Below are 20003 nucleotides of genomic sequence, written 5' to 3' on the forward strand. Positions count from 1 at the left end.
GAGAACTACCGGGACAACCATCTGCGGTTGCAGCTATTCCCCAGCGGGCCGAATTCCCGCCGTACCCGGCACCTTCAGCGTAGCCGCGCATTCACGCGAAGGGGCCCGAGCGACGATCCCGGTGTTGACCCGACGCATCGATGTGGATACGTTGCCACAACCCATGGAACCTTCCGCGCACGGCGCGCAGCTCAGTGCCGAGGTCGTCGTGTATGCCGCGACGGCCGCCGGGGTGTGCGCTGCCGTCACCGCGGCGGAAGCCGGCGCGGAGGTGCTCCTCCTCGAGCCCGGGGGCCACGTCGGCGGCATGGTGTCGGGCGGGCTCGGCTACACCGACATCGGTGATCCGCGGGTCGTCGGGGGTGTGGCGGCGCGCTTCCGGGCGGACGTCGCCGACCACTACGGTGCGACGCCCGGACGCTTCGCGGGCCCGGAACCGCACGTCGCCGAGCGGATCTTCCGGCGCTGGCTCCGCACCGCGGGAGTGCGGGTGGAGTTCGGGCACCGCATCGCCTCCGTCGACAGCGCGGATGCCCGCATCACCTCGATCACCTCGACCTCCGGGCTCTCCGTGTCGGCGGCGGTCTTCATCGATGCGAGCTACGAGGGCGACCTGATGCACCTGGCCGGCGTGCCGTCCCGGGTGGGGCGCGAGGACCGCGCACTGCACGGCGAACCGCACGCCGGCCGGCAGGAGCTGCTACCCGGCCGACACACGATGCCACCCTGGATCTCCCCCTTCGTCGACGACCCGAGCGGTGAACGCCCGGGCGCCGTGCTGCCGCAGATCCGCACGGAGCCGATGGTCGACGTCGGTGCGGGCGACGGTGGCGTCATGTCCTACGGCTTCCGCCTGTGTCTCACCACTGCCGCGGACCGGGTCCCGTTCACCCGCCGGGACGGCTACGACGAGGCGCACTGGGAACTCGGCCGCAGAGTGTTCGCGACCTGGGCGGCGACGGGAGTGGAGCCGCGAGCCGGTCGCCTGCTCGGGTTGGAGCAGAACCTGCCGAACGGAAAGGCCGACGGGAACTCGCTCGGTCCGTTCTCGCTGAGCGTGCTCGATGGATCGGCGTGGGAGTATCCGGAGGCGGGTCCCCCGCGCAGGGAGGAGCTGAGGCTGCGCCACCTGCAGCACGCGCAGGACTTCCTCTGGTTCCTCTCCAACGACCCCGCCGTGCCCGCGTCGGTGCGCGCCGAGCTGGGACGCTGGGGCCTCGCCGCCGACGAATTCCCGGACACCGATCATTACCCGCACCAGCTCTACGTGCGAGAGGCCCGCCGGATGATCGGCGCCACCGTGGTCACCGAGCACGACCTGATGGGGGCGCACAGCCAGCCCGATGTCATCGCGATGGGCTCGTACCACATCGACGTGCGCGAAGTGCAGCGCGCGTGGCGGTTCGTTCCCGAGCATCCGCGGCCCATCGGCATGGTCTTCACCGAGGGATACCTGTCGGTGCCCGTTCCCCCGTATCCCATCCCCTACCGCGCGCTGCTGCCCCGGCCGGAGCACTGCCGCAACCTGCTCGTGCCCGTGTGCGTGTCGGCGTCGCACGTAGCGTTCGCGTCGATCCGGATGGAGGTGCAGTACCAGATGATGGGCGCGGCGGCCGGGCTCGCCGCGGCGATGTCGCTGACCGGACCGGTCGGGGCCGGTGGCGCATCGCGCGGCTTCTCCCCCGGCGACGTGCACGCCGTCGATGTCGGAATCCTGCAGGATCGATTGAGGGACGCCGGGCAGATCCTGGCGCTGTGAGTCCGCGCCGTTATCGGGTATCGGTGAGGTGGGCGACGATATCGCGCACGACGTCGAGCTGCGCCGCCGCCGAGCGGTGCCACCCGGCACCGGGGATTTCCAGACTGTGGTTGCCCTCCGGTACCTCGATGACGTTCGGGGAGGTGGGGAGGGTGCCCTCGGGCCGCCACAGCGGGTCCGCGGTCCCTCCGACGAAGAGGTGACGGGTCGACGCCCGCTGAGCCGCCGCGGCTACCCGCGGATCGGTCAGGATGGGCGTCAGCCAGGCACCTCGCACGTTGTGCTCGAGGAAGAACGGCAGCGCGAACGAGCCGACCGACTTGCCGATCACCGCGGAGGGAGCGCTCGGCAGCTCCCGGATCGCCTGCACCAGCGCATCCTTCACGAAGCGCGCCGGATCCTGGCGGCCGGCCGCTCGGATGTCGGCGTGCCAGTCCACCGACCAGACGTCCCAGCCGGCCTCCGTCAACGCGAGCGCGGACCAGTAGAGCAGAGGCGCCTGCACCGTGTACCCGGCGCCGGGGAGCACCAGTGCAATCGGAGCGTTCGAGGGAACACCCGAGTTCAGTCTGATCGTCGACGGCATGGGCTCTAGGGTATTCCCCGGTCGACAGGAGTCTGCGCGCGATCGCCGCAGCGCCGCAGCGCCGCATGCCCGAAATCCCGAGAGGCGCTGATCTTCTCTCTGGGATCGATGCCAGATACGATTTTCACCCAGGCTCAGAGACGCGCCGCCTCGTCGAGAACGCGGCGACCCGCTCCGGGCCCTCCACGATCGAGCGCCAGGAGGCGAAGTCCTATCCCGAACATGACAGCCCTCCGGGCGGACGCGGGTGCGGTCGAGGAGGTGGCACCCGGCATCTTCCGCGTGCGCGACACCTGCAACGTGTACGTGCTCGTGGCCGACCCGGATGCGGACGGCAGGCGCACCGCCATCACCATCGACTTCGGCTCCGGGATGGTGCTCGACCTGCTCGACGAGCTGGGCATCGACCGGGTGACCGACGTGCTGATGACGCATCACCACCGCGACCAAGGGCAGGGCCTGCCGCGGGCCGTCGACGAGGGCATCGCCATCCACGTCCCGCCCGTGGAGGTCGACCTGTTCGCCAAGGTCAACGACATGTGGGCGACGCGACCGCTCGACAACGACTACAACGTGCGCCAGGACCGCTTCTCCCTGCTCGACGCGGTTCCGGTCACGAGCACCGTGCGCGAGTACCGCACCACGGACTACGGCGGCATCCCGATCCGGGTGCTGCCGACCCCCGGCCACACCGTGGGCTCGGTCACCTATGTCGTGCAGCGGAACGGCGGCGCGCTCGCGTTCTCCGGCGACCTCATCTACGCGCCCGGCAAGGTCTGGTCGCTGGCCTCCACCCAGTGGTCGTACACCAACAGCGAGGGCCCGGCGATGACCGTGATCAGCTGCCTGCTGCTGCAGCGCGAGCACCTCGACCTGCTGCTGCCCTCCCACGGCGACCCCATGTCCGCACCCGACGACGCGCTCGGCCTGCTGGCGGAGCGCATGCAGACCCTGGTCGATTCGCAGCGCTGGTACGCGTGGGACCTCCGGGACCGCCTGGCGCATCCGTACACCCGCATCACCGAGCACCTGCTGATCAACCGGTCGAGCATGTCGACCGGCTACGTGCTGCTGTCGAACACCGGTGAGGCGCTCTTCATCGACTTCGGCTACGACATGACCACCGGTCTGCCCACCGGCTCGGACCGTGCGGCGCGGCGCCCGTGGCTGGCGTCGCTACCGGCCCTCCGGGAGCAGTTCGGTGTGACCCGCATCTCGGCGGCGCTCGCCACTCACTACCACGACGACCACGTGGCGGGGCTGCCGATACTGCGCGAGGTGGAGGGGACGGAGGTGTGGACGCCGGCCAACGTGGCACCCATCCTCGACGACCCGCTGCAGCACGACCTGCCCTGCCAGTGGTACGAGCCCATCCGGTCCGACCGCGTGCTCCCCCTCGGCGAGGCAGTGCAGTGGAACGAGTACTCCATCACGGTGCACGAACTGCCCGGCCACACGCTGTTCGCGGCGGCGTTCGAGGTGGTCGTCGACGGCGTGCGGGTGCTCTTCACCGGCGACCAGCAGGAGGGCCTCGGAGTGCGCGGCGACCGTCGCGAGATCCTCAACTACCAGTACCGCAACCGCTTCCGCATCGACGACTACCGCCACAGCGCCAGGCTCTACAAGCGTGTCGCACCCGGTCTCCTCGCCAGCGGACACTGGGACGCGCGCTGGGTGGACGAGGGCTACCTCGACTACCTGGACTACGCGGGCGAGGATCTCATCGAGATGCACCACGCGCTCCTGCCCCTCGACGAACTCGACCTCGGAGCGGACAGCGTGCTGGCTCGTCTCTCGCCCTACCGGTGCACGAGCCCGGCGGGTTCGACCGTGCGCTACACCGTCACGGTGCGGAACCCGCACGCCGGCGCAGCCCTCGCGCGGATCGTGCCCGTGGTGCCGGCCGGATGGCGGGCGGAGCCCACGGTGCTCGAACGCATGCTGACCCCGGGTGAGGAGGCGGCGCTCTCCTACGACGTGCTCGTGGGTGGCGCGTTCTCCCGGCGGGAACGACTGGCCGTCGACGTCACGATCGGATCGCTGCGGCTGGGACAGCATGCCGAGGCGCTCCTCACCGTCGGCACCGTCTCCTTGCCTTCCCCCGCTCCGCGCGCCTAGGCTATGGGAACGATGCCAGAACGGTCGCTGGGGCGGCGGGAAGCGAGCGACATGGCGGGCACGAGACGCGCCGTGCTGGCGCTCGACATCGGTGGCACCAAGCTCGCCGTCGCCGTGGTCACCGACGACGGGCGGACGCACGCGTTCCTCGTGGAGCCCACCCGGCGGGCCGAGGGTCCGGACGCCATCCTGCGACGTCTGTTCGACCTCGGTTCGGAGTCCATCCGCCAGGCGACGGCCTCGGGGGCCGTCGAGGGAATCGACGCCGTCGGCATCTCCTGCGGCGGACCGCTCGACGCGCGAGCCGGGATCCTGCTCGGCCCCCTGCACCTCCCCGGGTGGGACGCCGTTCCGATCGTCGATCTGGCGTCGGCCGAGTTCGGCGTGCCCGCCGCTCTGGAAAACGACGCGAGCGCCGCGGCCTGGGGCGAGTACCGGTTCGGCGCGGGCGACGGCGTCGAATCCATGCTCTACCTCACGGTGTCCACCGGGATCGGGGGCGGCGCGATCCTCGGCGGCGCACTCCGACGCGGCGCGGCCGGCAACGGTGGAGAGTTCGGACACATCCTGGTGCACACCAACGGTCGCGCATGCCGGTGCGGCCGACGGGGCTGCCTGGAGAGCGTGGCGTCGGGCACCTCCATCGCCGAGCGGGCGGACGAGGCACTCCGCGCGTCGTCCGACCCGTCATCGCTCCGCGACCTCGCCGAGGTCCGTGCGGAGGACGTGTCCGCTGCTGCCGCCTCGGGTGACCCGATCGCCTCCGCCGTCTGGCGGGAAGCGACCGATGCGCTCTCCAGCGCCATCACCGACCTCGTCAACGTCTTCGAGCCCGACCTGGTTGTACTGGGAGGCGGGGTGACGCGCTCCGGCGATGCGTTGCTCGACCCCGTGCGCTCGGCCGTACTCGCCGCAGCCATGCCCCCCGCCGCACGCGCCGTGCGCATCCGCCTCTCCGCCCTGGGCGACGAGGTGGGCGTCGTCGGCGCCGGAGCGGTCGCCCTCGACCTGACGAAGGAGCACGCCCATGCCTGACACCGACCTGCCGCATGCGCCGTCCGCCGTCGCACCCGACTGGATGACCGAGCAGCTCCGGGACCACATCGGAGCGGCGGAGGCGATGTCGGCTCTGCTGCCGGCCGTGCACTCCGTCGCTGCCCTGCTCGTCTCCGCGTTCGAGCGCGGCAACTTCCTGCTCACCTTCGGCAACGGGGGCAGCGCCGCGGACGCGCAGCACTTCACCGGGGAGATCCTCGGGCACTACAAGAGGGACCGGCGAGCGCTCGGGGCGGTCACGCTCAGCACCGATCCCACCACCATGACCTGCATCGCCAACGACTACTCCTTCGACGACGTCTTCTCCCGGCAGGTGTCCGGGCTCGCGCGACCGGGCGACATCGTCGCCGCGTTCACCACGAGTGGCACGTCCCCGAACATCGTGAGCGCCCTCCGCACCGCGCAGGAGCGCGGGGCGACGACGGTGCTGTTCGGTGGCGGCGACGGCGGACCCGCAGCGCGGTACGCCGATGTGGCACTGCTCGCTCCGTCGAGCACGACCCCGAGAATCCAGGAGATGCACACGTTCATGCTGCACGCGATCAGTGAGTACGTCGACGCCTGGGCCGCCGGAGACGAGGCCTTCGCATGAGCGCGGCGCCCATGTCCAATGCCCCGTCCGGGCTCGGCTCGCGCGACCTCCCGCCCGTACCCCGGCCGGTGGCGACGCCCGATCGCACCCTGTACATGATCGGCAACGCGCACCTCGATCCCGTGTGGTTGTGGCCGTGGCAGGAGGGCTACCAGGAGGCCCGCGCGACGTTCTGGTCGGCGATCTCCCGCATGGACGAGTATCCCGACTTCGTGTTCACCTGCGACCAGATGGTGTTGCTCAGCTGGGTGGAGGAGTCGGACCCCGAGCTGTTCGAGCGCATCCGCGAGCGCGTGGCCGAGGGCCGCTGGGTCAACACCGGCGGCTGGTGGGTGGAGCCGGACTGCAACATGCCGATGGGCGAGAGCTTCGTGCGGCAGGGGCTGTACGGTCAGCGCTACCTGCGGTCCCGCTTCGGCCGGATGGCATCGGTCGGCATGAACGTCGACCCGTTCGGCCACAACGCCATGCTGCCGCAGATCCTCCGCGGCCAGGGCCTGGACTCGTACGTGTTCCTGCGTCCCGGCCCGCACGAGAGCGACTTCGCCGACACCCTCTTCTGGTGGGAGGCGCCCGACGGCAGCCGGGTGCTCGGATACCGCATCCCGTACGAGTACGGGAGCCCGCCCGGCGCAGTGGACGGCCAGGTCGACAAGGCGCTCGGGCAGCTCGACCGGTCGCTCGGCAACCTCATGGTCTTCTACGGGGTGGGCAACCACGGCGGCGGCCCGACCAAGGCCAACATCGAGTCGATCCACCGGTACGACCGCATGGGTTCTTTCGGAAGGATGACGATGGCCTCCCCCCGGCACTACTTCGACGAGGTGATCGCGCGCGGGAACCGATTCCTCGACGCACTGCCCGTGCGCCGGGACGACCTGCAGCATCACGCGCCCGGGTGCTACTCCGCGCACTCCGGCATCAAGGCGTGGCAGAAGCGGGCGCAGTTCGCCCTCCTCTCCGCCGAGCGGTGGGCGGCGATCGTGGCTCTCCGCGACGACGTGGAGTATCCGCGCGCCGAGTTCGAGACGGCCTGGAAGCAGGTGCTGTTCAACCAGTTCCACGACGTGCTGCCGGGGTCCGCCATCGAGCCCTCGTACGACGACGCCCGCGACCAGTTGGGCGAGGCGGTGTCGATCGCCAAGCGCATTCTCGTGCGTGCCCACAACATCCTCGCCCGCCAGGTGAACGTGCCACTGGAGGAGGGCACCCAGCCGGTACTCGTCTTCAACCAGCACCCGTGGCCGGTGACGACGACGGTCGAGATGCAGTACGGGGCGCAACGCGGCGGCGTGCACATGGTCGATGCCGACGGCACGCCCGTCCCCTGCCAGTACACCCAGTCCACCGCCACCACGGGGGACACCACCCGCGGCGCCATCGCGTTCCGCGCGGAGCTTCCGCCGCTCGGCTACCGCCTCTACCGCATGCGGCCGGGGCCCACGCCCGCCGACTCGGCGGCCGCGCGATCGGTGCTGGCCGTGAGCGAGACGGTGCTGGAAAACGACCTGGTGCGCATCGAACTCGACGCCGACACAGGATGGATCCGCTCGTATCTCGACAAGCGGTCCGGCGCCGATCTCATGACCGGCGTCGACGGGCGGTCGCACACCCAGGTCTGCGAGGACCCGACCGACACCTGGGGGCACCGGGTCGTGTCGTACGCGTGGCCCGGCGACACCATGGCCCTGAAGCGCATCGTGCTCCGCGAGTCGGGGCCGCTCCGATCCCGTGTGCGCGTGGAACGCACCTGGGGCGCGTCGACACTCTCCGAGGAGTTCGAACTGGATGCGGACAGCGCCGTGCTGCGCGTGACCGCGACGCTCGACTGGCGGGAGCAGGCGCATCTGCTGAAACTGCGGGTTCCGACCGCGCTCCGGGATGTTCGCGCCACCTACGAGATCCCGTTCGGGTCGATCGAACGGCCGGTCGACGGAGCGGAGGAGCCCGCGCAGGCCTGGGTCGACCTCACCGGCACCATCGACGGTGATGCCGCCGGACTCACCGTGATCACCACGAACAAGCACGGGTTCGACACCTCCCCCGGCGACGAACCGAGCGTGGGCATCACGGCCACGCGCAGTCCGGTCTACTCGTGGCACGACCCGCGCCTGCTCGACCCCGACGGCTTCTACAGCTTCCAGGATCAGGGCGTGCAGCGCTTCAGCTACGAACTCGCGCCGCACACCGGGGACTGGCGGGAGAACTCCCCCACCCGTCGCGCGACCGTGCTGGGGTCGCCGGTGCGGGCCATGCTCGAGTCGTTCCACGGCGGCGCCCTGCCGTCGCAGCACTCGTTCGCCTCGGACGGCGGTGAGGGGATCCTCCTGACCGCTCTGAAGGGCAGCGAGGATGCCGTCACCGATCCGGGCACCGGCGGGGCAGACCTCATCGTGCGCGCGGTCGAGCTGCGCGGGGAACGCACGACCGCGAGGATCGAGCTCCCGCTCGTGGACCGGGTGCTCGAGGAGACGTTCGGCCCCAGCCAGATCCGCACGTTCCGGGTGCCGCGCGATCCTGGCAGACCGGTCGCCGAGGTGAATCTGCTCGAGGACGCGATCGAAGCCGTCGCCGGGAAGTCCGCTCCGGGCGCCGCACCGGAGACCGGTACCACGGAACCGATCGGTTCCCCGGCCGAGCCCGCCGCGGAGGATCAGGCCAATGCGTCGCTCCCCGAGGGCGCGGATCCGTCCGATCCGGGCTGACGCCCTCGGCACGCCCGGCACACCGTCGTGTGGCATCGATGCCACACGACGGCGGATGCCCGCGGATCCGCGTGCCCGCCGGGCGATAACAGTTCCGCCACCGATCAGCACTTCAGGCCGCGCGACCCTTGTCGGGGGCGTCCGGCTCAGTTACGTTGCAGTGTGGAAAGGATTCCAGCCTCCGCTCGAATCCACCCACCCGTGGACGGCGATGGAGCCGCCGCGTTGTCACTCCGAAGGGAACACAGATGAGAAAACGGCAGCAAACCCTTCTCGCGATCACCATGACGGCATCCGTCGCAGTGCTCGCCGGATGTGCGGGAGGAGGCGCGGAAACCAACGAAGCGACGTTCTCCGATGAGCCGACCGGCACGCTGAACGCCTGGGGCTTCGACAACGCCGACGAGGTCGGCACCTCGCGCCTCGACTACGCGGAGGAGCAGCTCTCCGACGTCACTGTCGAGATCGACGCAACCGGGTTCGATGCCCAGAAGTTCACCACCCGTGCCGCCAGCGGCCAGGTACCCGACGTCGTGCAGATGGACCGCCAGTTCGTGGCGACCTACGCCGCCCAGGACCTCATCCAGCCGCTCGACGACTGCTTCAGCGGAAACGATGTGGACCCGGCCGAACGCTACTACCAGTCGGTCGTCGACGACGTCACCTATGACGGCAACATCTGGGCCGTGCCGCAGTTCTACCAGCCGCCGGCGATCATGCTGAACAAGCGCGTCATGGACGCCGCGGGCGTGACGGCGGACCAGATCGACACGTCCCAGCCCGAGGTGCTGCTCGAGGCCGCGACCAAGATGTACCAGGAGTCGGGCGGCAACCCCGCGATTCTCGGTTTCGATCCGGTCGCCGTGAATCAGGCGGGTCTGTGGCTGCTCGGCTATGGCGGACAGCTCATGGACGACGAGGGCGTGCCCGCGCTCGACACCCCGGAGAACGCGCAGGCGATCGCCTACCTCAAGGAGCTGATGGACGCCCAGGGCGGATACGCGAAGGTCAAGAGCTTCGTCGACTCCTTCGATGTCTTCGGTGACGCCAACCCGTACACCGCCGACCAGGTGGCCGCGCAGGTGAACCCGCAGTGGTACGTGAACGTGTTGACCCCCTACGTGGAGGAGGTGCAGATCGAGGCGGTGCCGTTCAGGAACCAGGACGGTGAGCCCTTCACCGTCGCCAGCGGCACGTCGTTCGTCATCCCGGTGGGCGCGGCGAATCCCGCGGCGGCCTGCGACTGGATGCTCGCCCTCACCTCGCAGGAAGCCTGGATGGCTGCCGGTGAGGCCCGTGCCGAGACCATCGCGAGCACGCCGGGCGCGATCAACACCGGCCTCTTCACCGGTTCCCCGGAGGCCGACCAGGCGATCCGCGAGGAGTTCGTGACGGAGAGCGGCAACGCCGGCTTCGACCAGACCATCGGCACCTACTACGACGTGGTGAGTGAGGGTGTGTCGTTCGGTGCGTCCCCCGCCGGCCAGGAGATCCAGTCCGAGCTGAAGAACGCGGTCACCTCCGCGCTCCTCGGCGACAAGACCCCGGAGGAGGCTCTGACCGACGCGCAGGAAGCGTCGATGCGGGCATACGACCAGGCAGTGGGCTAATCCTCCCGGGAATGCCAACCGGGAACGGGCGATCCTCGCGACAAGCGGGGGTCGCCCGTTTTCGTTCGCGCGGGGGCTCTGCGACAGGGGGCTCTCGCTCTCGGTCCCGCGGGTGCGGGCGACGCCGCGACGTGGGGTCCTTCCGCCTTCCGCCCGGCGCGCGGTGGCTGGTTCGGCACCGCGCGATCTCCGGCGTGGCTGACCGTGTGGGCTGGCGGTCCCCCGCCGGGGTGAGGGAACCATCTCGCCCGGCGGCCCCGGGTCGCCCCGACCGTCGCAGCCGAGAACGATGAAGCGGCGGACGCCCTGAGGCGTCCGCCGCTTCATCGCTCAGCCGGTCCGGCCTGAGGGGCCGACGCGGGTTCGGCTGATCAGCCCTTGCGTCCCTGGGTCGCGATCCCCTCGATGAAGAACCGTTGCCCGAACGCGAAGATCAACAGCATCGGCAGCGTGATTACGAGCGACGCCACCATCACGTACTGATAGTCGCCCTGGCCACCCGCGGACGGGCTGTACTTGGTCATCGCGTAGGCGATGCCGAGCGGGGCGGTGAAGTCCTCGACGCTACCGGCGTTGAGGTAAATGAGGGCGGCCTGGAGATTGTTCCAGCTGGCCTGCAGCTCGAAGATGAACACGATGATGAACGACGGGATGGAGAGCGGCATCGCGATGCGCCGGAACATTCCCCAGTAGGTGCAGCCGTCGATCCGCGCCGCCTCGAACAGCTCGCGCGGCAGCCCGAGGAAGAACTGGCGCTGGAGGAAGATGTAGAACGCGGAGCCGAAGAGGTTCATACCCCAGAGCGGCACCCAGGTGCCCAGCAGGCCGATCTGCTTCCAGATCAGGTACTGCGGGATGAGCGTCACCGCGCCGGGCAGCATCATCGTCGCGAGCACGAGGCCGAAGAGCAAGTTGCGTCCCGGGAACTTGAAGTACGCGAAGCCGAACGCGACGACGGAGCTCGAGATCGCCACCGCGCCCGCGGCGAGGAACGCGATGGCGATGCTGTTGAACATCCAGCTGATGAGCGGGAGCTGGTCCCAGACCTCGAGGTAGTTGCTGAACAGCACCGTGTCCGGGATCAACGCGTTGTCGAAGACTTGGCCGCGGGGCTTGAGGCTCGCCGCCAGGAGCCAGGCGAACGGATACATAAAGAGGATCGCGAAGCCCACGAGCACGACCCACAGCACGATGCGCGCCACGATGCTCTTCGGCTTGTACCAGCGGTTCTTGACCGGATCGGTGGTGCGCACCTTCTGCACACCGTTCTCGCGGTTCTTGACGCCCACGGCCGCGGGGGCCGACGAAGTGACTGCCATCAGTCCTTGTCTCCTTCGTAGTAGACGAACCGGTTACCGAACTTCACCTGCACGAACGTGATGATCATGATGATCATGAAGAGCAGCCAGGCCATCGCCGCAGCGACGCCGAAGTTGAACTGACGGAACGCCTGGATGTAGAGGTACACCGCGTAGAACAGCGAGGACTCGGGCGAGGCGTTGGACTGGTCGCGCCAGAAGAGCAGGTACGCCTGGTCGAACGTCTGCAGGGCGGCGATGGTGAGCACGATCACGTTGAAGAAGATCGCCCCGGAGATCATCGGGATGGTGATGGTGCGGAACTGCCGCACCGGGCCTGCACCGTCGAGCGACGCCACCTCGTAGAGGTCGCGCGGCACGTTCTTCAACGCCGCCAGGAAGATGATCATGGTGCCGCTGACCCCCCACAGGGTCATCAGCACGATGGAGGGTTTGACCCAGTCGGGGTCGACGAGCCACTGCGGCCCCTGGATGCCGATGAGGGCGAGGCCCTCGTTGATGGCGCCGGTGTTGCCGTTGAGCAGCAGGAGAAACACCGCGGCGGTCGCGACGGAGGGCGTCATCTTCGGCAGGTAATACACCGTGCGGAAGAAGCCGGCACCCCGGCCCACGCGGTTGAGAAGCATCGCCAGGACGAGAGCGAAGGCGATCTCGAGCGGAACCGCGAGGGTGGCGTAGAACAGCGTGTTCGACAGCGACACCATGACCTTGGGGTCGTCGAACAGTTCCGCGTAGTTGGCGACGCCGGCCGGCGTCGCGGTGTTCGTGACCAGGCGGTAGTTGCTGAACGAGATGTAGAGGCTGAAGATCATCGCGCCGAAGGTGAAGACCATGAAGCCGATGATCCAGGGGGCGATGAACATGTACCCGGCGATCGCCTCGCGACGGTTGTACTTGACCTTCTGCCGGGGCTTGCCCGCTCCCCCCTTCTTCTTGCCGGGGTGCGACGCGAGCGGAGCGGCGTCGCGTATGGCGTCAGTGGTCATCGCTGGCCTCCGTGCGGGATAGCGCCGCTGCCGGGTTCGTCATTCTCACAACTACCCCTTCAGAGGAGCCGAACAGTTTCCTAGGTATGGCATCGTTGTCATACAGTGGCGACTATAGGCCGACACTTCGGCTAAGGCAAGGACAACAGCGTCCGACTCGGCGTCGTGGAGGTAACGGCATGGAGGAGACTTTCCCGCGCTCGACTCCGCCCCGGCGAGCGACTTTGAAAGACGTGGCCCGCGCCGCCGGTGTGTCCCAGTCCACGACCTCCCGGGCCCTCAGCGGGGAGGGCTACGTGGCCGCCGCCGCCCGCGACCGTATCGTCGCCGCGGCCGACGAGCTGGGCTACGTTCCGCACGCGATGGCGCGCAGCCTGCGCAAGCAAGTGAGCAGATCGGTCGGGGTACTGGTGTCGGACCTGCGCAACACCTTCTATGCCGACCTCGCCGCCGGTATCGCCGGGCGGGCGCGCAGTCGCGGGTACACCATGATGCTCGTCGACGACCAGGGCCTTCTCGATCAGGAGCTGCATGCCGCGCAGGCGTTCGTGGCCACGCGCGCGGCCGGCGTGATCGTCACACCGCTGTCCGCGGACGTCTCGACATATCTGCTCCGCCAGCGCATTCCGGTGGTGGAGGTCGACCGCCGATTCTCCGCCGGCGCGTGCGATGCCGTCGTCATCGACAACGCGAGCGTCGCGCGCCGCATGACCGATCACCTCATCGCGCTCGGCCACCGGCGCATCGCGCTCTTGATCGACGAGACCGACTGGACCACCGGGAGCGAGCGGTTCGCCGGGTACACGCGGTCGCTGGCCGATTCCGGCATCCCCGACGACCCCTCGCTCGTCGTGTCCGCGGGCTGGGATGTGGGCGGGGCCCGGAAGGCCGCCGTCGGGATCCTCACCCGCCGCGATGCGCCGACCGCAGTGTTCGCGGCGAACAACCTCCTCGCGGAGGGGGTGTGGCGCGCCGCGAGCGATCTAGGGCTGCGCATCCCCGACGACCTCAGCATCGTCTCGTTCGATGACGCCCAGTGGATGAGCATGGTCAGCCCCGGCGTGACGGCCATCGCGCAGGACGCGGTCGCGCTCGGTGAGGCGGCGATGGACCGGCTGCTCGATCGCATCGAGGACCCGGACGCCGCCGCGACGACCACGGTGCTCGAGGCGCAGATCCTCCCCCGCGGCTCCACGTCCGCACCCCGTCCGGCCTGAACCGCCCCCGGTTCCTCAGCCGGCGAGAGCCGGGTGATCGCTCGCCCTCATCACCGGTACGGTGCGCTTGCTCCGAGCCGACTCGTACGCACCCAGGATGATGCCGAGCACCTCGATCCCCTCCTTATGGCTGTGCAGCGGTCGCGTGCCGTTGCGGATGCTGTCGGCGAAATGGCCGATCTCGGCGGCGAACTCGTGCACCGGGTCGAAGGACAGCACCTCGGCGCGGCCGTCCCGAAGGGAATAGCTGAGGGTGGTGCCGTCGCTGAAGAGCGAACCGAGCTCTCCCACGACCGAGAAGCGCTCGGTGGTGTCGGAGGCGGCGTAGGCCCAACTCGTGACGATGCTGCCGAGCACGCCGTTGTCGAAGCGCACCAGCACCTGGGCGGAGTCCTCGCCCTCCATGAAGGTGAGGCGATGCGTGCTCAGCATCGCGGTGGTTTCCACCGGCACACCCCCGGCGAGGTGGAGCAGCAGGTACGTCGGGTGGTAACCGGTGTCGATGAGCTCCCCTCCCCCGCTGGTCTTCGCGTGCGCGCGCCAGCCCATCGTGTCCGGATTGAAGTCGTTGAAGAAGCTGTCGGTCGTGCGCACCTCGTAGACGGTGCCGAGGAGACCGGAGTCGAGCAGTTCCTTCGCCTTGGCGACGGCCGGCAGGAACAGTTGATTGTGGGCGCACATCACCGTGATGCCCGACGCCTCCACCGCGTCGGTGACCTCGCGTGCCTCCTCCACGGTCAGACACAGCGGCTTCTCGCAGAGCACGTGCTTCCCGGCGCGGGCGGCGGCCACGATCGCGTCCCTGTGCAGATGGTGCGGCAGGCAGATGTCCACCGCATCGATGTCGGCCTCGGCGAGCATGGTGGCGTAGTCGGCGAACACGGCCGCACCGAATTCAGCGGCGCGTTGCTCGGCCGACTCGGCGACCGGATCGGCGACCGCCGCGAGCACGATCGTGTCGGTGTTGAGTCGGTAGCCGGCCACGTGGGCGGTGGCGATACCGCCGGCTCCGATCAGGCCGATGCGGACGGGTGAGTCGGACATGGGGATCTTCTTCCGTTGGGTGGTGCTGCGAGGAGATGGTTGGGGCCGGGAGCCGGCGGACGGGCGCTCAGGGCGCGGGATAGCGGACGACGACACCCTGTTCCGCGGATTCGTTCGCGGCGGCGACGAGTCGGGTGAGCTCGACCGCCGCCCGCAGGTTCTCGGTGGCGACCGTGCCGGTGCGGATGGCGTCGACCCACACCGCGAACGGCTCGGGTGCCGCCTCCGGCTCGTCGACCACGCTCCAGTCGTTCCCCGGGAATGCGGTCCCTTTCGCGCGCAGGTCGTCGTTCCCGAATCCGTGCAGGAGACTGCCCTCGGTGCCGCGGACCTCGATCGAGAATGCCCCGGGCGTGGTCACGAAACTCGCCTCGAAGACGCCGAGGGCGCCGGAGGGGTAGGTGGTCGTCACCACGGCGTTGTCCTCCACGGCCCGTCCGCTCGAGGCGGTGTAGCTCGCGCTCACGGTCGACGGATGCGACCCGAGGAACAGCTGGGTGAGGTAGGCCGGATGACAGCCCAGATCGGCGAGCGCGCCGCCCAGCGCCTCGGCGCGGTTGCCGAAGCGCTCCGGGAGCCAGTCGTGCGCCCAGCCGTCGTGCGCCAGCCGCACCCGCGTGTAGGTGATGTCGCCGAGCGATCCGCCGTCGAGAATGCGCTTCACCGCAAGCGGGATGGGCTCCGCGAGGCGCGGCAGGGAGACGACGACCTTCACGTCGCGGCGCTCGGCCTCGTGCAGGATGCTCTCGGCCTCGGCTACCGTTCCCGCGAGCAGCTTCTCCGTGAAGATGTGCTTGCCGGCTGCGGCCGCGCGCATCAGCACGTCGGGGTGCTGGTCGGTCGACGTCGTGACGACCACGGCGTCGAGGTCGTCCCGGGCGAGCAGGGCATCCAGATCGGCCTCGAAGGGCACGTCGAACTCGGCGGCTCCGGCGCGGCCCCGGTCGGCATCCGGGTCCCAGGCCGCCACGAGCTCGGTGTCGGGATGCGCCAGCACGGAGCGCGCGTAGTCACCGGCGTGCACGTGCCAGAAACCGAGGAGTGCGACGGAGAGGGGACGGGGCATGAGGGGCGCTTCTTTCCCGGTTCGGGACCGATGTGGGAACGTTGTCAGAAGAGGGTGTGCAACCATAACTTCTGCTTCTCGGGTAGCGCCACTACTCCGGCGCGGCGCGTTCGACCGGGCCGCCCTGCGGGACGCGGTTGTGTGCGAATCGGGCGCCATGACACACTTGCCGCTGCACACCGGCCCGAAGCGAGGCACGACATGACCCCCACGTCCGAGTCCGGCCGCCCGGCCGGAACGGGCGCCCTGCCCGGATGGCGGTCGCTCGCTCTCGTGGCTCTCGGCGGGACCGTCGGCACCGCCCTGCGCGAGGCGGTCGCCCTGACCGTGCCGCCGCTCGCCGGCGTGCCCGTCGCCACGGCGGGCATCAACGTGTCGGGGGCGTTCCTGCTCGGGCTGCTGCTGGAAGTCCTGACCTGCTCGCGGGACGGAGACGCACGGTCGGCCGACCTCGGACTCCTGCTCGGCACGGGACTGCTCGGAGGCTTCACCACCTACAGCGCACTGGCCGTCGACGCGAACCTGCTCCTCGCCGCGGGGCAGCCCGGCCTGTCGGTCATCTACGCGGTGGGCACGCTCGCGCTCGGCGCGTTGGCCGCCTTCCTCGGCATCCTGGCGGGCGCCGCGGCGCGCCACCGCCGTTCCCGCAACGTCACTGCCGGTTCGCAACGATGACGCCGCTCCTGTTCGCGGGCATCGCGGTGGCCGGCGGACTCGGCGCGGCCTGCCGGCTGTTCGTCGACGCTCTCGTGCGGTCGCGCATCCGCACCCGGTTCCCGGTCGGCACCCTGCTCATCAACGTGACCGGCTCGTTCCTCCTGGGACTCGTCGTGACGGCGGTGATCGGCCAGGCGCTGCCCGCCGGATGGGGACTCGTGCTCGGCACCGGGCTGCTCGGCGGCTACACGACCTTCAGCACCGCGAGCGTGGAGACGGTGCGGTTGATGACGGACCGGCGGTACGGCCTCGCCCTGGGCAGCAGCGTCGGAATGCTGATCGCGGGGATGGGCGCGGGAGCCCTCGGACTCTGGCTCGGCGCGATCGGGGCATCCGCACTCCCGTGACGGAAGCGCCCCGCGCGGCACTCGAGTTCGCTCAGGCGGGCGGGTAGATCTTCACCGTGCCGGTCGGCGGGCTGTGACGGTCCTCGGCCGGCACGGGTGCCGCGTACGGTCGGCCGGTCGCGGGCCCGAGGATGGGCGTGACGCCCACGGTTCCCGTCCGTTCCCGCGACTCCGGCGGGAGCTGGGCCGCCACGCTTCTCGTCAGCGCGACCAGTCGGGCGGTGACGGCCACGAGCAGGCCGGTGGACAGTGCTGCCAGGGAGAGTGCGGACCAGACGGCGATCCCCTCGACCTTGCTGGACATTCGACCATTTCCCGCCACGGCGTCTCCTCTCGCTCGGCGCAACGTTACTCCCCGCCCGGGAGGGAGCGCACCGGGTTGCGCATCCGGCACTTTGGGGACGGAGCTCAGCGGTCGGAGCTCAGCGGTCGGATCTCAGGCGGCGGTTGCGATCGAGGTGAGAACGAACTGACGCACCGGCGCAGCCCGGGAGGCGGAGCAGGTGCTGAGCATCGGCTCCGAGAGCGATTCGGCGAGGCATACCGTGACGGCGGTTCCGTCGTGATCGAGAACCACCGTCCACAGGTCCCCGTCCTTGCTGGAGCTGACCGGGTGGAAGCTGTCGATGCGGTAGTCGTGGGACGCGCTTCGCGCGTAACCCTGGGCGGCCTGCACCACATTGGGCAGAGCGCTGCGGCCGCGGAAGTAGCGGGCGTCGATCGTGCCGGTGCGGCTGCGGTCGACCACGTCCTCCGCATGCTCGGGCAGAACCCTGCCGTAGTACAACCCGTGGGGGAAGACGATCATGGTGGCCGCGAAGCGGTCACCGCCGAGGTGCGAGCACTCCCACGTGTGTTCGGGCAGCGCCTTGGCGAGGGCGGACACCACAGGGCGACCCTTCACGGCGCAGCACTGGTCGTGACGTGCGTGGGTGCAGACGCACACGACCGGCTGCGTGGACGGCTCCCCCGCGGTTCCGTCGAGCGGAACCTCGAGCAGCTTCTCCGGATCGTCGACGGAGCCCCACCGCACCTCCTCGCGCCCGGGCCGCGCGTCGACGTAGGCCCAGCGCCAGCGCGACTGGTGACGGCGCTCATCGGCACGGCGACCGGTGCGCCGGATGGCGAGCGGACGCATCCCCTCACCCTCCACACGGCGAACGAGACGGCGGCCGAGCGCCGGGTCGAGCCGGGACTGCAGGAACGCGTGCGTCCCCCAGGCGCCATCGATCTCCACGAGGAACCAGCGCTCGCCATAACCGGCGGTGCCGGTCAGCGGATCCTGGCGTTCCTCGGAGCGGTCGCTGCAGGGACGCCAGCCCTCACTCGACGGGGTCATCGCACCACCAGCACGCCCTCGCGCACGAGTCGGCGGGCCACGACCAGTGAGGAATCGGCATCGAGGTCGGCGAGTTCCCCCGCGCGTTCGATCCGACCGTCCCTGATGCGGTCGAGAGCCGCCGCGCACTCGAGCGGCAGGCTCACCGTCTTGCTGCCGAGCACGATGCGCACGCCCGAGTCATCCTGTTCCACGCGAGCCGAGAGCCCGCCGCGCCACTGCACACGGGTCGATGCGATCATGGCCCCGAGCGCGTCGATGGTGGCCAGGGGGCGCACCGGCTCCGGTCGGATCGAGTCCCTCAGCCGCCGGTCGAGGCGCTGCGCCACCGTCGACTCGAGGTCGCCGGGGGCGGACAGCTGCTGCTGCAGCGCGCGCACCGTGTCCCCGACGATCGACTCGAGCTCCGGCGACGACGCGTCGAACCCGAGCGGCAGCGACTGCCGGAGCCCCGGTTCCTGCGCCGCCGCTGCGAGCACGCGCTCGACGATCTCGTAGCGGGTGAGGGCGGCCACGCCGAGGGTCAAGTGGATGGAGGTGTCGCCGAGGGCGGTCGCGGAGTGGATCCAGCCCCGGGGAAGATAGAGCACATCGCCCGGCCGGAGCGTGGCATCGATGGCGGGCTGCTCGAGCGCCCGCGTGGCGACCGCATCGCGGTGGTCGGTCCACGGCTGGTCGGAGAGCGGGTCCTGATGCACCGGCGCGTGAATGGTCCAGTGCTTCTCGCCGTGCACCTGCACGACGAAGACGTCGTGCACGTCGTAGTGGGGGTCGAAGCCGCGCGAGGCGGCGGGAGTGATGTAGGCGTTCACCTGGCACGGGTGCCGCAGGTCGGCGACGAGTTGGCGGGTGAAGGTGGCGAGCGGCTCCCAGGTGCGGTGGAGACCCTGCAGCACGAGGGTCGACCCCGCGGCGTACTCCTCGAGCACCTTCTCCGAGCTCAGCTGGTCGCCGATTTCCGCGCCGAAGCCGCCGGAGGCGGTGTACCGGGAGGACGTGAGCACGGTGCCCTCGTTCGCCATGCGCACGAACGGTGTGCGGATCGCCCGTTCGGCGACCAGTTCATCCACCGCGTCCGCGCTGAAGAGATCGGAGAAGTCCTCGCCGAGCTCGTCGGAACGGCTGAGGAGCGGCCCGACGGACCAGTACCTGGCACCGAAGTCGTCGGCCGCGGCACCGACCAGACGGGAGAGCGCGGGCCGGCGAACCGACCCGCGCTCGTCACGTGCTGACATCAAGCGGAACCGTCGGCGCCGCCGTCGTGGCCGTCAGCGTTCGCGCCGCCGTCAGCGGTGCCCTCGCCGGCATCGGCAGATCCGTCGGCGCCGCCGTCGTGGCCGTCGGCGTTGGCGCCGCCGTCGGCGAGGCCCTCACCGGCGTCGGCGGTGCCGTCTGCTCCGCCGTCGTGGCCCTCGGGGTTCGCCCCGCCGTCCGCGGTGCCCTCGTCCTTCGAGGAGATGTTCGTGGTGATGTCGTCGTCGTTAATGCTCATGCTGAACCTCCGAAGTTGTTCCGAACGTCGTATGCCGCTCGTTCCCCAGC

Annotated in this window: 18 protein-coding genes; 9 read left to right on the forward strand and 9 right to left on the reverse strand. The window is 69.8% G+C overall.

The genetic code is table 11. The features are described from left to right. Positions 1-163: 163 nt before the first annotated feature. Positions 164-1759, forward strand: coding sequence for an FAD-dependent oxidoreductase (locus tag EY822_RS03765; protein WP_150307049.1), 1596 nt, complete (start codon positions 164-166; stop codon positions 1757-1759). A gap of 10 nt (positions 1760-1769) precedes the next feature. Here the strand turns inward: EY822_RS03765 and EY822_RS03770 are convergent, their stop codons facing one another. Further along, positions 1770-2345, reverse strand: a complete 576-nt coding sequence (locus EY822_RS03770) for an alpha/beta fold hydrolase (RefSeq protein WP_150307050.1) — start codon at positions 2343-2345, stop codon at positions 1770-1772. Between the two features lie 222 nt (positions 2346-2567). On the opposite strand from EY822_RS03770, the gene EY822_RS03775 reads away from it, so the two are divergent. The 5 genes from EY822_RS03775 (at position 2568) to EY822_RS03795 (ending at position 10426) form a co-directional block, all read left to right on the forward strand. Then, positions 2568-4463 (forward strand): MBL fold metallo-hydrolase, encoded by a 1896-nt coding sequence (locus EY822_RS03775; RefSeq protein ID WP_150307051.1) that lies wholly within the window; start codon positions 2568-2570, stop codon positions 4461-4463. A 12-nt stretch (positions 4464-4475) separates the two neighbouring features. Beyond that, on the forward strand, positions 4476-5498 hold the full coding sequence (locus EY822_RS03780; RefSeq protein ID WP_227497006.1) for an ROK family protein: 1023 nt from the start codon (positions 4476-4478) through the stop codon (positions 5496-5498). Beyond that, complete coding sequence (locus EY822_RS03785) at positions 5491-6111, forward strand: D-sedoheptulose-7-phosphate isomerase (protein ID WP_150307052.1); 621 nt, start codon at positions 5491-5493, stop codon at positions 6109-6111. Before EY822_RS03780 ends, EY822_RS03785 begins: the two co-directional genes overlap by 8 nt. Then, positions 6108-8816, forward strand: coding sequence for an alpha-mannosidase (locus EY822_RS03790; RefSeq protein ID WP_150307053.1), 2709 nt, complete (start codon positions 6108-6110; stop codon positions 8814-8816). Before EY822_RS03785 ends, EY822_RS03790 begins: the two co-directional genes overlap by 4 nt. A gap of 248 nt (positions 8817-9064) precedes the next feature. After that, a complete protein-coding gene (locus EY822_RS03795) occupies positions 9065-10426 on the forward strand; it encodes an ABC transporter substrate-binding protein (RefSeq protein ID WP_150307054.1) in 1362 nt (453 codons plus the stop codon). Between the two features lie 371 nt (positions 10427-10797). Here the strand turns inward: EY822_RS03795 and EY822_RS03800 are convergent, their stop codons facing one another. Beyond that, a complete protein-coding gene (locus tag EY822_RS03800) occupies positions 10798-11745 on the reverse strand; it encodes a carbohydrate ABC transporter permease (protein ID WP_150307055.1) in 948 nt (315 codons plus the stop codon). Next, on the reverse strand, positions 11745-12608 hold the full coding sequence (locus EY822_RS03805) for a carbohydrate ABC transporter permease (RefSeq protein ID WP_227497302.1): 864 nt from the start codon (positions 12606-12608) through the stop codon (positions 11745-11747). The genes EY822_RS03800 and EY822_RS03805 overlap by 1 nt, the downstream gene beginning before the upstream one ends. A gap of 302 nt (positions 12609-12910) precedes the next feature. On the opposite strand from EY822_RS03805, the gene EY822_RS03810 reads away from it, so the two are divergent. Then, the gene (locus EY822_RS03810) at positions 12911-13948 is read left to right on the forward strand and encodes a LacI family DNA-binding transcriptional regulator (protein WP_150307057.1); all 1038 of its coding nucleotides are present in this window, start codon (positions 12911-12913) and stop codon (positions 13946-13948) included. 15 nt (positions 13949-13963) lie between these two features. On the opposite strand, the gene EY822_RS03815 is transcribed toward EY822_RS03810, so the two are convergent. Together EY822_RS03815 and EY822_RS03820 are read right to left on the reverse strand one after the other, a co-directional pair. Next, positions 13964-14992, reverse strand: a complete 1029-nt coding sequence (locus tag EY822_RS03815; protein WP_150307058.1) for a Gfo/Idh/MocA family protein — start codon at positions 14990-14992, stop codon at positions 13964-13966. A gap of 67 nt (positions 14993-15059) precedes the next feature. After that, a complete protein-coding gene (locus EY822_RS03820; RefSeq protein WP_150307059.1) occupies positions 15060-16058 on the reverse strand; it encodes a Gfo/Idh/MocA family protein in 999 nt (332 codons plus the stop codon). Between the two features lie 201 nt (positions 16059-16259). Here EY822_RS03820 and EY822_RS03825 point away from each other — a divergent pair, with 201 nt between their 5' ends. Together EY822_RS03825 and EY822_RS03830 are read left to right on the forward strand one after the other, a co-directional pair. Beyond that, complete coding sequence (locus EY822_RS03825) at positions 16260-16733, forward strand: CrcB family protein (RefSeq protein ID WP_150307060.1); 474 nt, start codon at positions 16260-16262, stop codon at positions 16731-16733. After that, complete coding sequence (locus EY822_RS03830) at positions 16730-17122, forward strand: fluoride efflux transporter FluC (protein WP_150307061.1); 393 nt, start codon at positions 16730-16732, stop codon at positions 17120-17122. The genes EY822_RS03825 and EY822_RS03830 overlap by 4 nt, the downstream gene beginning before the upstream one ends. Before the next feature lie 31 nt (positions 17123-17153). Here the strand turns inward: EY822_RS03830 and EY822_RS03835 are convergent, their stop codons facing one another. The 4 genes from EY822_RS03835 to EY822_RS03850 form a co-directional block, all read right to left on the reverse strand. Then, on the reverse strand, positions 17154-17426 hold the full coding sequence (locus EY822_RS03835; RefSeq protein ID WP_150307062.1) for a hypothetical protein: 273 nt from the start codon (positions 17424-17426) through the stop codon (positions 17154-17156). A gap of 132 nt (positions 17427-17558) precedes the next feature. Further along, positions 17559-18461 carry a sucrase ferredoxin gene (locus tag EY822_RS03840; protein WP_150307063.1) on the reverse strand — a complete coding sequence of 301 codons (903 nt, stop codon included), beginning with the start codon at positions 18459-18461 and terminating at the stop codon, positions 17559-17561. Further along, complete coding sequence (locus EY822_RS03845; RefSeq protein ID WP_150307064.1) at positions 18458-19696, reverse strand: cupin domain-containing protein; 1239 nt, start codon at positions 19694-19696, stop codon at positions 18458-18460. Before EY822_RS03845 ends, EY822_RS03840 begins: the two co-directional genes overlap by 4 nt. Next, on the reverse strand, positions 19696-19953 hold the full coding sequence (locus EY822_RS03850) for a BatC protein (RefSeq protein ID WP_150307065.1): 258 nt from the start codon (positions 19951-19953) through the stop codon (positions 19696-19698). Before EY822_RS03850 ends, EY822_RS03845 begins: the two co-directional genes overlap by 1 nt. Between the last annotated feature and the right edge of the window lie 50 nt (positions 19954-20003).

The sequence above is a fragment of the Planctomonas psychrotolerans genome, assembly GCF_008642235.1.
Taxonomy (GTDB): Bacteria; Actinomycetota; Actinomycetes; order Actinomycetales; family Microbacteriaceae; genus Planctomonas; species Planctomonas psychrotolerans.

Coding starts and splice junctions, on each gene's coding strand:
- EY822_RS03840 (WP_150307063.1), bottom strand. CDS start 18,461: ATGACCCCGTCGAGTGAGGGCTGGCGTCCCTGCAGCGACCGCTCCGAG.
- EY822_RS03775 (WP_150307051.1), top strand. CDS start 2,568: ATGACAGCCCTCCGGGCGGACGCGGGTGCGGTCGAGGAGGTGGCACCC.
- EY822_RS03815 (WP_150307058.1), bottom strand. CDS start 14,992: ATGTCCGACTCACCCGTCCGCATCGGCCTGATCGGAGCCGGCGGTATC.
- EY822_RS03850 (WP_150307065.1), bottom strand. CDS start 19,953: ATGAGCATTAACGACGACGACATCACCACGAACATCTCCTCGAAGGAC.
- EY822_RS03825 (WP_150307060.1), top strand. CDS start 16,260: ATGACCCCCACGTCCGAGTCCGGCCGCCCGGCCGGAACGGGCGCCCTG.
- EY822_RS03835 (WP_150307062.1), bottom strand. CDS start 17,426: ATGTCCAGCAAGGTCGAGGGGATCGCCGTCTGGTCCGCACTCTCCCTG.
- EY822_RS03765 (WP_150307049.1), top strand. CDS start 164: ATGGAACCTTCCGCGCACGGCGCGCAGCTCAGTGCCGAGGTCGTCGTG.
- EY822_RS03785 (WP_150307052.1), top strand. CDS start 5,491: ATGCCTGACACCGACCTGCCGCATGCGCCGTCCGCCGTCGCACCCGAC.
- EY822_RS03780 (WP_227497006.1), top strand. CDS start 4,476: ATGCCAGAACGGTCGCTGGGGCGGCGGGAAGCGAGCGACATGGCGGGC.
- EY822_RS03810 (WP_150307057.1), top strand. CDS start 12,911: ATGGAGGAGACTTTCCCGCGCTCGACTCCGCCCCGGCGAGCGACTTTG.
- EY822_RS03805 (WP_227497302.1), bottom strand. CDS start 12,608: ATGTTCATCGCCCCCTGGATCATCGGCTTCATGGTCTTCACCTTCGGC.
- EY822_RS03770 (WP_150307050.1), bottom strand. CDS start 2,345: ATGCCGTCGACGATCAGACTGAACTCGGGTGTTCCCTCGAACGCTCCG.
- EY822_RS03845 (WP_150307064.1), bottom strand. CDS start 19,696: ATGTCAGCACGTGACGAGCGCGGGTCGGTTCGCCGGCCCGCGCTCTCC.
- EY822_RS03800 (WP_150307055.1), bottom strand. CDS start 11,745: ATGGCAGTCACTTCGTCGGCCCCCGCGGCCGTGGGCGTCAAGAACCGC.
- EY822_RS03795 (WP_150307054.1), top strand. CDS start 9,065: ATGAGAAAACGGCAGCAAACCCTTCTCGCGATCACCATGACGGCATCC.
- EY822_RS03820 (WP_150307059.1), bottom strand. CDS start 16,058: ATGCCCCGTCCCCTCTCCGTCGCACTCCTCGGTTTCTGGCACGTGCAC.
- EY822_RS03830 (WP_150307061.1), top strand. CDS start 16,730: ATGACGCCGCTCCTGTTCGCGGGCATCGCGGTGGCCGGCGGACTCGGC.
- EY822_RS03790 (WP_150307053.1), top strand. CDS start 6,108: ATGAGCGCGGCGCCCATGTCCAATGCCCCGTCCGGGCTCGGCTCGCGC.